Origin of the sequence: Microbacterium sp. (assembly GCF_051953575.1) — a bacterium.
GTDB lineage: Bacteria > Actinomycetota > Actinomycetes > Actinomycetales > Microbacteriaceae > Microbacterium.
The window spans coordinates 1-9,921 of the sequence record NZ_JBQCIP010000187.1; the positions used below are offsets into that span (position 1 = coordinate 1).

Consider the following 9,921-nt stretch of genomic DNA (forward strand, 5'->3'; position numbering starts at 1 on the left):
CGATCGGAGCCATCGTGGCTTTCGCTCTGAACGTGCAGGTCGACTGGGTCAACCTCGACATGCTCGGCTACATCCTGATGGGCGCGGGAGTCGTGATCTTCCTCGTCGGCCTCGTGCTGATGATGCGCCGCCGCCGTTCCGACGTGGTGACGCACACGGCCGTGGACCCGGTGAACGACGAGCGGGTGGTCCGCCGGACGACGCGCACGCCGGACGACGCAGCGGGACTCTGACGCAAGACACGTGGAGCGGGCGCTCGGGGGCGCCCGCTCCAGCGTTGCGTCCGGACCTCTGTGCGTCCGAGACCCTCTGTCGGGATCAGCCGCCGGCCGGTGTGCGGATAGCCTCGACGCCTTCCAGCTCGACCGGAGCGCCGAGCAGGGTCGCGTGCGCATCGCGCAGCGACTCCCAGCGCTCGCGGGTCATGCGGTAGCGGTTGTGCGCCACCGCAGCGCCCTCACGCGCGACGCGGTCGACGCCGTCGAACTCGTACCCGATCCGCCGCGACACGGCGTTGGACGACACGTTGTCGGCGAACGCGCCGGACGTCGCCTCGATCGCACCGAACCCCGCGAAGGCGAGATGAAGCACGAGCGCCCGCATCCGCGTGCCGATGCCCCGGCCCTGGTGCTCCTGACCGAGCCACGAGCCGCTCTGCACCGACCGCAGCACCGTCCAGTCCTTCGCGGTCAGCCCCTGGACACCCACCGGCACGCCGTCATGCAGCACCGCGAACTCCAGCACGAACGCCTGCGGCGACACCTGTGTCCGCAGCCCCCACTGATAGGTCACCACACTGCGGGCCACCTCGTCGGCGGTGCCGCGGGTCCACGGGTGCTCGAACGGCATCGCATCGGGAGCGTGGATGCCCCGACCGGCGAGGTCCGCGAGCTGCACGAGCAGGTCGTCGTCGATCCAGCGGAGTTCCAGATCGCCGGCGCGCGCACGCACAGCCGATGCGGGCCAGAGCCGGGCGAGGGTGGCGGAGTGCTGCATCCCCGAAGTCTGTCAGAAGAGTAAGGTGGGCAGGCGCCCACTTCGAATGGGCGATCGCCCACTTCAAGGATTCGCCCCAATGCCCACCGGCCGCGCCATCGAAGATCCCCGGACCGTCCTGCTCGACGCGGGGCGCCGACTGCTCGCGAACGGGGGGCCCGGGGCGATCACCAGCCGGACCGTGGCCGCCGCTTCGGGTGTGGCCAAGGGAGTGCTGCACCGGCACTTCGAAGACTTCGACACCTACCTGGCCGCGCTCGTGACCGAAGATGCGCAGCGCATCCGGGCGATCGAGCCGCGCGCTGCGGGATCGGCGGCCGTCGCCGTTGCAGACGTCGTCGAGCAGGTGTTCACCCCCGTCACGGTGGCGCTGGTGGCGCTGGTCATCAGCCGCGACGGCGTGCGCCGTCGTGCCCGGCGGGCGGGCGCCTTCGGCATCCCGCTGCTCATGGACGCGACCGCCGTCGTCATCGACGTGCTCGCGGCCGGTCGCGACGTGGGGTGGATCCGTGTGGATGCCGACATCGCGGCCCTCGCGCTGGCCGTGGTCGGCAGCGCCCATCTGCTGTACGCCGGCGACCGGGGAGCGTTCCCCGACGACGAAGCGCTGCGCGAGGTCGTGGCGGCGATCCTCGCCGGCTCGTGATGTCCGAGGGCTCTGCCACACTGCTCAGGTGAGCGCCTCCGCCGTCCTCGAGACCATCGTCCGCAGCGTCGACGCCGAGGGGCTGGGCGCCTACGGCGTCCACGTCCGCGTGGGCGAGGACGAGGCCCAGCACCGCTGGCGCAGCGACGATCGCGTCAACGTCTACTCCGCGTCGAAGGGCGTCTGCGCCCTGGCCGTCGGCATGGCCGTGGACGACGGCATCCTCACGCTCGACACGACCGTCGGCGAGCTGATGCCGGCCTTCGAGCTCGGGGACGGCGTCGACCGTGTGACGATGCGCCAGCTGCTCACCATGACGAGCGGCATCGACTTCGAGTGGTTCGGCGACCAGCCGGCACCGTGGCCGGATCTCGCACAGGAGATGCTGCGGCGTTCCTCGGTCGGCGCCGGAGAGACGTTCCAGTACAGCGACGCGAGCACCTACACCGCGATGCGTCTGCTGGGCGCCGTCGTGGGCGATGTGCGCGATTGGCTCATGCCCCGCCTGTTCGAGCCTCTCGGCATCGACAATCCGCAGTGGCACCGCTGCCCACAGGGATGGATCATCGGCGGCAGCGGCCTGCAGCTGCGCACCGAAGAGCTCGCCCGCATCGGGCGCGTGCTGCGCGACCGCGGACGCTGGGGCGCGACCCCGCTCGTCAGCGCCGACTGGGTCGATCGCATGCACGCGGACTGGGTCACGACGCCGTACGGCGGATCGTCGTCGCACTACGGTCTCGCCGCCTGGGAGGGTCCCGGTCCCACATGGCGTCTCGACGGCAAGTACGGCCAGTACGTCGTGATCGACGACGCCGGCACCTCGGTCGTCACGATCACCGCTCATGAGGAATCGCGCGACCACCTGCTGGCCGAGATCGCCGCCGCGGCGATCACCCGCTGAGGGGCGACTCGGATGCCACACCCCGACGCGCCGCGGTGGAACCACAACATCCACTTTCACCGGGTTGTCATGGACGCGATCCCGGTGGGAGCGAGGTCGGCGCTCGATGTGGGCACCGGCAACGGATTGCTCGCCCGCGACCTGCGGGATCGATTGCCCGATGTGACGGCGGTCGACGTGGACGCGACGGTCCTGGCCGAGGCGGCTGCCGAGCACGGGGACGACATCGTCTGGACGCATGCCGATGTGATGAGCCATGATTTCGGCCGGAGCTTCGACGTCGTGGCGTCCATCGCGACGCTCCATCACTTCCCCCGGCTGGACGATGCGCTGGTTCGCCTGCGCGAGCTCACCACCCCAGGCGGCGTTCTGGTCGTGGTCGGGCTTGCCGAGGACTCGTCAGTCCTCGATCGCCTGCGCGGCCTGGCCGGCGCGGTCCAGCACCAGTACTTGGCGCGCACGCGCAACGTCTGGGAACACACGGCGCCGACGGTCTGGCCGCCGCCGCACACCTATGCCGACGTCCGCGCGAGCGCGGAAAGGGTGCTTCCCCTCGCGCGCTGGCGCCGGTACGCGCTGTGGCGCTACTCGCTCACCTGGCAGCGGCCGACGACATAGCTACCCCTCGACGTACACCGCGATGCCGTCGAGGATGCGGTCGAGACCGAACTCGAAGCCGTCGAGCGGAGGCTCGTCGGCCAGGAACATCGGCTCGCGCATGACGTCGGCGACCGCATCGAGCCGCCGCGCGCGCAGCTGCGCATCCAGGAACTCGCGAACGGCGTCCACGGCGTGCTGCCGGTCGGGGTTCGCGCGCCGCAGCTCGGCCGGCATCGGGGCGTTGCGCCGCAGGTCCGCACCGTACCGCGCATGACTGTCGAGCAGATAGGCGCAGTTCAGCATCTGCTGCGACCCCATCCCGGTCGGCGCGAGGGCGCCGATGAGCACGTCCAGCCACGCGGCGTTGTGCGGAGTGAGCGGGACGGTCCGTGGCACGTCGAGCAGCCAGGGCCGCGCGACGAACTGCTCGAACAGCAGCCGCGCCCACTGCGACGCCGAGACGCGCCAGTCGTCACCGGTGAGCGTCGGCGGATCACCCCAGGCACGGTCGGCGACGAGCACGAGCAGCTCGTCCTTCGAACTCACATACCGATAAAGCGCATTCGTGCTCACCCCGATCCTCGCCGCGACGCGCGGGAGGGATGCCGCGGCGATACCTTCCTCGTCCGCCAACGCCGTCGCGGCCGCGACGACCTCGTCGACCGTGTGCGCCGGCTTGGGCCCGCGACGACCTTCGGTCTCGACGACACCCCACGCGGCGGCGAGCCCGGGAGGCAACGCGTCCAGGTCGAGCTCGGCTGCGAGCGGGCGGTCCGGGGCGGCAGGCGTCATGCTCGGCATCCTCTCGACGTCTTCGAAAGAAATAGTAGACGGCTTACACAGTTAACGCTACTGTGCATGCCGTGAACACTTCATTGCTTACACAGTTCTCCCTTTCGCGGACCGCCCAGAGTTGGATCGGGGGAGCGGCCATCGCCGGCGGGATCTTCGGCCTCGCCGAACTTCCGCTGTACTTCGTCGTCCCGGCCTGCAACACCTGCAGCGTCGACACCGGGGCGCTCATGCCCGACGGATTGATCCTGACCCGCACGCTTTTCAACTTCCTGGCGCTCACAGCGTTCCTGATCTTCATGAGCGGGGTGCGGTTCCTGATCGGTCGCGCCGACGCGCGATTCGAGTGGTTCGGCGCCGTCGCGGGCACCGCCGGCGTCGCCTGGACGATCGTCGACATGGTCGCCAAAGGGCTCGAGGGCAGCAGTGCGATCCAGACGGCCGAGCTCATCGATCCGACGCGGACAGTGCCCACCTACCTGCTGTACGGCTCCATCTCGCATCTGCTGCTCGCGGTGTTCGGCGTCGCATTCGGATACGCCGTGCTCCGCACACGGGCTCTCGCCCGTTGGGTCGGCTGGTCGGCCCTCGGCATCGCCCTGCTGCACCTCGCGGGCGTGCCGTCGATGTTCTTCGGCTACAACTCGTCGGAGTTCTACGCATCCAACGGGTGGGGTGCCGTCGCGATGTTCAACGGCATCGCCGCGCTCTGGATCGCCGTCGTCGGCATCGCCGTCCTGCGGCGCAGAGCTCACGAGACCGAGTGAAGACGGGGGTGCCCGCGGTCGGAGCAGCGCCCAGACCGCGGGCACCGGCGCCGCCGGCAGTCACACCGGGCGTGGACGCGCCTCGATGAGCCACGAGGCGTAGTGCTCGGTGACACGGCCGCCGAGCTGCGCGACGACCGATGCCGCCTCGTCGCTTTCGGCGGGCGTCCACTCGCTGAACGTGGTGAAGAGTGCGCGGACCTGATCACCGGTCAGCTCGATCGACCAGTGATAGCGCCTGATGGCCTCGATGTCGAACAGCCCGGAGTCGACGATGCTGCGCGCGGTGGCCTCCACGTCCTCGGCGTTGCCGGGGCGTACCGTGGTCCGCCGCTCGACGATCCGGTTCACGGCGCGGCGGAACGGCGTGACCTCGGCGTCGGCGTCTCCGAAGACGTTGCGCCAGACGAGGAATCGCCCTTCCGGCTTCAGCGCACGGTGGACGAGGGGCAGGACGACCGGGAGGTCCATCCAATGGATCGATGTCGCGGCCACGGCGAGCTCGAACGAATCCGGCTCGAGCCGCGCGTCTTCGGCCCGCGACGGGATGACGGCGACCTGGGGGAGCCGCTCGCGCAGGATCGCCGCCAGATTCGCGCCGGGCTCGACCGCGACGACCTCCATTCCCGCCGCGACGAACTCGGATGTGGCCTCGCCGCTGCCGGCACCCAGGTCGACAGCGCGAAGCCCCGGCCTGACGAGCCCGGTCGCCCGCACATCGTCCCAGAGCGCGGCGGGGTAGGGCGGCCGCGCGGTGCCGTAGCTCGCAGCGAGACCGTCGAAGTGCATCGGATCGACCACCTCGTGCGGCTTGTCCACCGAAGTCCCTGCTCCACCGGCATCCGGTCCGAGCACGATCGCCGCGACGACGGTAGCGGAGCTTCCCGCCATGACCGCGACCGCGACATGGGCGAGCTGGGCCGTCGCGCCCGCGGGTGTCGACACGCCGGGCACGTGCGTCATGTGAGGACGGTAGCCATCGCGCCAGTACGCGGGTTCGTCCGCGGCGAAACCTGCGAGCCGTTCGAGGGCGTCGGCCAGGCGCGCGTGCAGGGCGGCGATCTGCGCAGACTCCACCAGCTGCACCCCGATGTCCTCATCGGGGCCGAAGCGGGCTTCGTCGCCGAAGCGGAGCTCGAGCGGCGGCTCACCGGTGCATGCCTCACCCACGGCCCTCAGAAGAGCGGTGCGGTCGCCGTCGACGGCGAAGTTGGAGGCGAGCGTCACGTGCGGCGGCCACGCGCGGCGGCTGAAGGTCAGCCCGACCGCGAGCGGATCGAGCAGTCCCACCACGACGAACAGCTCTCGGCTCGCAAGATTCGTCACGCCGCCAGTCTGACCGATCGATCAGGCGCACGGGAGGGCAGGGGTCCGGGGGAGTGGATCGTTCTCACCGTGGCCCGCAGAGAAGCACTAGCGTCTCACGCGGGGGCTGCCAGCGGAGGTGAGCCATGGCGACGATCGACGATGTCCGGGCGCTGGGGTCGAGCCTCGAGCGCTCGTACGAGGTCGTGGTGCGCGGTCGGCTGAAGTTCCGCGTCGGACAACTCGTCTACGTCGCCTTCTCGAGCGATGAACGCACGATGGAGTTCGCGTTCCCGAAGGAGATGAGGGAGGGGCTCATAGGTGGTCAACCGGAGAAGTTCCGGATGCCGTCGCCCTCAGATCTCCGGTTCCACTGGGTCAGCTCGGATCTGACCGCGCTCGAACCCGCCGAGGCACGCGAGTTCGTCGTGGACGCGTGGCGCATGGTCGTCCCGCAGAAGCTGTCGCGCGCCTACGACCTGGCTCACCCGTACGGTCCAGGGTGACTCGGTACACGGCCCGCACGTTCGCTTCTCATCCGCCGGCCTGCGCGACTACTTCTCGCCGGCGACCCGACCGTGCTCGGACGCGCGCGCGGAACGCTGCTGGCTGTAGCGCATGAGCATCACCACACCGAGAGCGGCGAAGCACAACCACATGGCCGACATGATCAGGCCGACCCAGGCGAGCGTCCCGCTCGACATGATCGCGATGCCCGCGACGACTCCCAGCAGACCGAACGACAGGAAGAGCGTGCCGAACGTGCGAAGGCGCCGGAGCGCGATCTGCTGCGGTGTCAGCGATCCGGGCCCGACGTGCTCGTGCGCCTGTCCTGATGTCATCTGTCCAGTGCACTACCGACAGGCCTGCCACGACTGGGGCTTGACAAGGAGGGGAGCACCTCGACCTCGCCCGCGTTGAGCAGGGACGCTGCGTTCCGCAAGTTGACATAATGTGCATTATCGGCGTACATCATTCTCAGCTGTGTCGGCTCCGCGAACCCCTTCCGACCCCGATCCGCCCAGAAGGGGCCCCTCGAGCATCCAGCCTGCCGGCAGCCGCGAACACAACGCGCGAACTGCGCGAGCACGACGCAGATCCGCGGACACGCCACACCGATCTGCTTGACGAGTCAGTCTGTCAGACCCCGCCAGACGATTCTCGGCCGGGGAACGATTTCTCTAGGCTCTCATCATGCTGGAATCGCTCACCGGATTCGTCGTGGTGGGCGTGGCGATCCTGGTGGGCTGGATCCTCGGCCGGATCGACCTGCTCGGCGAGCACGCGCGCCCGGTGCTGGCGCGGCTCACGTTCTTCGTGCTGTCGCCGTTCCTGCTCTTCACGGTGCTGTCGCAGGCCGACGTCCACACGCTGTTCTCGTCGCTGCTGCCGGTGTCGGCCATCGCCGCCGTCGCGGTGATCCTGGCGTACGCGCTCGTGGCGCGGTTCGCGTTCCGCCGCTCGGTCGGCGAGACGGTCATCGGCGCGCTGAGCGCCGGGCAGGTCAACTCGAACAACATCGGCATCCCGCTGTCGTTGTACCTGCTCGGGAGCGCGGCGTACCCGGCGCCGGTGATCCTCATGCAGCTGCTGCTGTTCACGCCGATCACGATGGCGATCCTGGATGCCGTCACGACCGCCCGCACGTCGCTCTGGCGTTCCGTGACCCGCGTGGCGACGAATCCGATCGTGCTCGGATCAGTGCTGGGCACGCTCGTCTCGGTCCTCGGGATCGAGCTGCCGCCGGTGGTGCTGCAGCCGGCGCTGCTGATCGCGAACGCGTGCGTACCGGTGCTGCTCATCGCGTACGGGATCTCCCTGCACGGTCAGCGAGTCCTGGGCGCATCGGGGCGTCGCCGCGACATCGTGCTCGCGACCCTGCTCAAGCTCGTCGCGATGCCGCTCATCGCGTGGGCGGTGGCCGCGTTCGTGTTCGGCCTGAGCGCGCACGACGTGCTGGTGGTCACCGTGCTCGCGGCGCTCCCGACGGCGCAGAACGTCTTCAACTACTCCCAGCGCTACGACATCGGCGAGACGATCTCGCGTGACACGGTGTTCCTCACCACGATCGGCTGCGTCCCCGTGCTGATCCTCATCACACTGCTGCTGGGCTGACTCCCCCCGGGCGGAGATCACTCCCGCGTGATCTCGTGCAGCGCGCCCAGGACGAGCCGGACGCCCTGATCGTCGCGCAGCACTGTGAACAGGGTGTGCGTGCACGACCGGCAGCGGACGATCGCCGCGACCTCGTCGATCTCGACGACCGTCTCGGCGAACGGTGCCGATGCACCACAGCCGCCGCAGACTCCGACCAGCGCCGTGACGTCGGTGCCGAAGACGTCCCACAGCATTCCCGCCGCGGCGTTGCCGTCCACCGTGTGCGTCGCGTTCTCCGCTCGCATCATGCGCCTCCGAACCGTTCCGTCTTGATGCGCTCAGGCGCGTGCCCGAGTCCGACGAGCGCATCGGCCACGTGCTCGACGAACCCCGTCGGACCGCAGACATACACGATCGGCTGCTGCTCGGGCGCCCATACCGCCGCACGCAGGACGTCCTCGTCGATCCGGCCGACGTCGCCCTGCCAGCCCTCCGGTGCCGTGCGGGTGTAGCGCCAGGTGAGCGCCACTCCCCCGTCTCGGGCATCCCGCTCCAGCTCATCGCGATATATCGCGTCCTCCGGCGTTCGCACGGAGTAGAGCAGGCGAAGGGATGCCGCAGCCCCGGCATCCTTCGCGGCCCGTGCGATCGCCACCAGCGGAACCACCCCCGACCCGCCCGCGATCAGCTGAACCGGCCCCGCTCCCCCGGCCCGCCAGACGAAGTAGCCGCCGAGGGGCCCCTTGACCTCCAGCTCGTCGCCGGGGAGCACATCCCTCACGAGGTACGGCGAGACCTCTCCGTCGGGGATCTCGTCGACAGCCAGCTCGATCGTGTCGGACGCCCCGTACGAGCTCAGCGAGTACGACCGCACCGCCTGGTAGCCGTCCTCGGCGGTGAGACGGATGTCGACGTGCTGGCCGGCCGCGCTTCCCGGCCATCCGGGCACGGTGACCCGCAGCACCCGTGCCGACGGCGTGACGGCGGTGGCTTCGACCACGCGCGCAGCACGCCAGCCGCCGACGGTCACCAATACCGCTCCTCTGTCCAGGGATCGCCGTGCATGTTGTACCCGTTCTGCTCCCAGAACCCGGGCTCGTCGTCCTGCATGAGCGTGAGGCCGCGCACCCACTTGGCGCTCTTCCAGAAGTAGAGATGGGGTACGAGCAGTCGGGCCGGACCCCCGTGCTCGGGATCGAGCGGCTCGCCGTCGAACTCGTACGCGATCCACGCCTGACCGTCGCGCAGCTCGTCGAGCGGGACGTTCGTCGTGTAGCCGCCGTAGGAGTGGGCCATCGCGTACTCCGCCTCGGTCTGGACCCCGTCCAGCAGCGTGTCGAGCGAGACGCCGCGCCACGAGGTGCCGAGCTTCGACCAGCGGGTCACACAGTGGATGTCGGTGTGCACGTCCTCGGCGGGCAGTGCCAGGAACTCGTCCCAGCTCCACGACACCTCCTTCCCCGCCTCGGTCCGGATGCCGAAGCGCCACGCAGCGGTGTCGATGCGTGGTGTCGGTCCGGCGGAGAGCACCGGAAAGTCCTCGGTCAGGTACTGCCCCGGCGGAAGGTGCGGGTCGCTGTCGCGGCGTCGAGCGCCGAATCCTCTGGAGATGACGGCCATAGTCGCTGTTTTACACCCCGCGGCCCGTCGACGCACGGATGTTCGACATGGGGTCTAGGCTTTAGCCGCATTACATTCAGGGAACTCTCAGAAAGGGACCTCTCATGTCCACCGCATCCGAGGCCGAGAAGTCGGCCGTCAACGGAATCCGCACCGCGCTCGGCATCGGCGGCGTCCTCGCCCTCATCGTCGGCATC

The 9,921-nt window shown here is 69.5% G+C and carries 14 protein-coding genes; 7 read left to right on the top strand and 7 right to left on the bottom strand.

Annotated elements, in window-relative coordinates; genetic code table 11:
• Positions 1-2 precede the first annotated feature (2 nt).
• Positions 3-233: a DUF6458 family protein gene (locus tag ACTHNQ_RS11585; protein WP_440333537.1), complete on the top strand. Its 231-nt coding sequence runs from the start codon at positions 3-5 to the stop codon at positions 231-233.
• Positions 234-318: 85 nt separating this feature from the next.
• Here the strand turns inward: ACTHNQ_RS11585 and ACTHNQ_RS11590 are convergent, their stop codons facing one another.
• The gene (locus tag ACTHNQ_RS11590; RefSeq protein WP_440333539.1) at positions 319-996 is read right to left on the bottom strand and encodes a GNAT family N-acetyltransferase; all 678 of its coding nucleotides are present in this window, start codon (positions 994-996) and stop codon (positions 319-321) included.
• 79 nt (positions 997-1,075) lie between these two features.
• Here ACTHNQ_RS11590 and ACTHNQ_RS11595 point away from each other — a divergent pair, with 79 nt between their 5' ends.
• From ACTHNQ_RS11595 to ACTHNQ_RS11605, 3 genes are read left to right on the top strand one after another with little or no spacing between them, the layout of a single operon-like run.
• The gene (locus tag ACTHNQ_RS11595) at positions 1,076-1,642 is read left to right on the top strand and encodes a TetR/AcrR family transcriptional regulator (protein WP_440333541.1); all 567 of its coding nucleotides are present in this window, start codon (positions 1,076-1,078) and stop codon (positions 1,640-1,642) included.
• Positions 1,643-1,670: 28 nt separating this feature from the next.
• Entirely contained in the window at positions 1,671-2,543 is an 873-nt protein-coding gene (locus ACTHNQ_RS11600; RefSeq protein ID WP_440333543.1) for a serine hydrolase domain-containing protein, read from the top strand.
• A gap of 12 nt (positions 2,544-2,555) precedes the next feature.
• Positions 2,556-3,161: a class I SAM-dependent methyltransferase gene (locus tag ACTHNQ_RS11605; RefSeq protein ID WP_440333545.1), complete on the top strand. Its 606-nt coding sequence runs from the start codon at positions 2,556-2,558 to the stop codon at positions 3,159-3,161.
• Here ACTHNQ_RS11605 and ACTHNQ_RS11610 read toward each other — a convergent pair whose 3' ends face one another.
• Positions 3,162-3,935, bottom strand: a complete 774-nt coding sequence (locus tag ACTHNQ_RS11610) for a TetR/AcrR family transcriptional regulator (protein WP_440333547.1) — start codon at positions 3,933-3,935, stop codon at positions 3,162-3,164.
• Positions 3,936-4,006: 71 nt separating this feature from the next.
• Between ACTHNQ_RS11610 and ACTHNQ_RS11615 the strand changes: the two genes are divergently transcribed.
• Positions 4,007-4,702, top strand: a complete 696-nt coding sequence (locus tag ACTHNQ_RS11615; RefSeq protein WP_440333549.1) for a hypothetical protein — start codon at positions 4,007-4,009, stop codon at positions 4,700-4,702.
• A 60-nt stretch (positions 4,703-4,762) separates the two neighbouring features.
• Here ACTHNQ_RS11615 and ACTHNQ_RS11620 read toward each other — a convergent pair whose 3' ends face one another.
• Complete coding sequence (locus ACTHNQ_RS11620) at positions 4,763-6,028, bottom strand: 2'-5' RNA ligase family protein (RefSeq protein WP_440333551.1); 1,266 nt, start codon at positions 6,026-6,028, stop codon at positions 4,763-4,765.
• Positions 6,029-6,153: 125 nt separating this feature from the next.
• Between ACTHNQ_RS11620 and ACTHNQ_RS11625 the strand changes: the two genes are divergently transcribed.
• On the top strand, positions 6,154-6,513 hold the full coding sequence (locus ACTHNQ_RS11625; RefSeq protein WP_440333553.1) for an MmcQ/YjbR family DNA-binding protein: 360 nt from the start codon (positions 6,154-6,156) through the stop codon (positions 6,511-6,513).
• A 48-nt stretch (positions 6,514-6,561) separates the two neighbouring features.
• Here the strand turns inward: ACTHNQ_RS11625 and ACTHNQ_RS11630 are convergent, their stop codons facing one another.
• Positions 6,562-6,849, bottom strand: coding sequence for a hypothetical protein (locus tag ACTHNQ_RS11630; RefSeq protein ID WP_440333554.1), 288 nt, complete (start codon positions 6,847-6,849; stop codon positions 6,562-6,564).
• Between the two features lie 352 nt (positions 6,850-7,201).
• Here ACTHNQ_RS11630 and ACTHNQ_RS11635 point away from each other — a divergent pair, with 352 nt between their 5' ends.
• Positions 7,202-8,122 (top strand): AEC family transporter, encoded by a 921-nt coding sequence (locus tag ACTHNQ_RS11635; RefSeq protein ID WP_440333556.1) that lies wholly within the window; start codon positions 7,202-7,204, stop codon positions 8,120-8,122.
• A gap of 17 nt (positions 8,123-8,139) precedes the next feature.
• Here the strand turns inward: ACTHNQ_RS11635 and ACTHNQ_RS11640 are convergent, their stop codons facing one another.
• From ACTHNQ_RS11640 to ACTHNQ_RS11650, 3 genes are read right to left on the bottom strand one after another with little or no spacing between them, the layout of a single operon-like run.
• On the bottom strand, positions 8,140-8,412 hold the full coding sequence (locus ACTHNQ_RS11640; protein WP_440333558.1) for a DUF6510 family protein: 273 nt from the start codon (positions 8,410-8,412) through the stop codon (positions 8,140-8,142).
• Positions 8,409-9,134: an FAD-binding oxidoreductase gene (locus ACTHNQ_RS11645; protein WP_440333561.1), complete on the bottom strand. Its 726-nt coding sequence runs from the start codon at positions 9,132-9,134 to the stop codon at positions 8,409-8,411. Before ACTHNQ_RS11645 ends, ACTHNQ_RS11640 begins: the two co-directional genes overlap by 4 nt.
• Complete coding sequence (locus ACTHNQ_RS11650) at positions 9,131-9,724, bottom strand: sulfite oxidase-like oxidoreductase (protein ID WP_440333559.1); 594 nt, start codon at positions 9,722-9,724, stop codon at positions 9,131-9,133. Before ACTHNQ_RS11650 ends, ACTHNQ_RS11645 begins: the two co-directional genes overlap by 4 nt.
• Positions 9,725-9,921: the final 197 nt, after the last annotated feature.

Bases quoted from the DNA above. Each gene is read 5' to 3' on its own strand.
- ACTHNQ_RS11650 (WP_440333559.1), bottom strand. From the start codon at position 9,724: ATGGCCGTCATCTCCAGAGGATTCGGCGCTCGACGCCGCGACAGCGAC.
- ACTHNQ_RS11590 (WP_440333539.1), bottom strand. From the start codon at position 996: ATGCAGCACTCCGCCACCCTCGCCCGGCTCTGGCCCGCATCGGCTGTG.
- ACTHNQ_RS11625 (WP_440333553.1), top strand. From the start codon at position 6,154: ATGGCGACGATCGACGATGTCCGGGCGCTGGGGTCGAGCCTCGAGCGC.
- ACTHNQ_RS11630 (WP_440333554.1), bottom strand. From the start codon at position 6,849: ATGACATCAGGACAGGCGCACGAGCACGTCGGGCCCGGATCGCTGACA.
- ACTHNQ_RS11640 (WP_440333558.1), bottom strand. From the start codon at position 8,412: ATGATGCGAGCGGAGAACGCGACGCACACGGTGGACGGCAACGCCGCG.
- ACTHNQ_RS11610 (WP_440333547.1), bottom strand. From the start codon at position 3,935: ATGACGCCTGCCGCCCCGGACCGCCCGCTCGCAGCCGAGCTCGACCTG.
- ACTHNQ_RS11635 (WP_440333556.1), top strand. From the start codon at position 7,202: ATGCTGGAATCGCTCACCGGATTCGTCGTGGTGGGCGTGGCGATCCTG.
- ACTHNQ_RS11595 (WP_440333541.1), top strand. From the start codon at position 1,076: ATGCCCACCGGCCGCGCCATCGAAGATCCCCGGACCGTCCTGCTCGAC.
- ACTHNQ_RS11605 (WP_440333545.1), top strand. From the start codon at position 2,556: ATGCCACACCCCGACGCGCCGCGGTGGAACCACAACATCCACTTTCAC.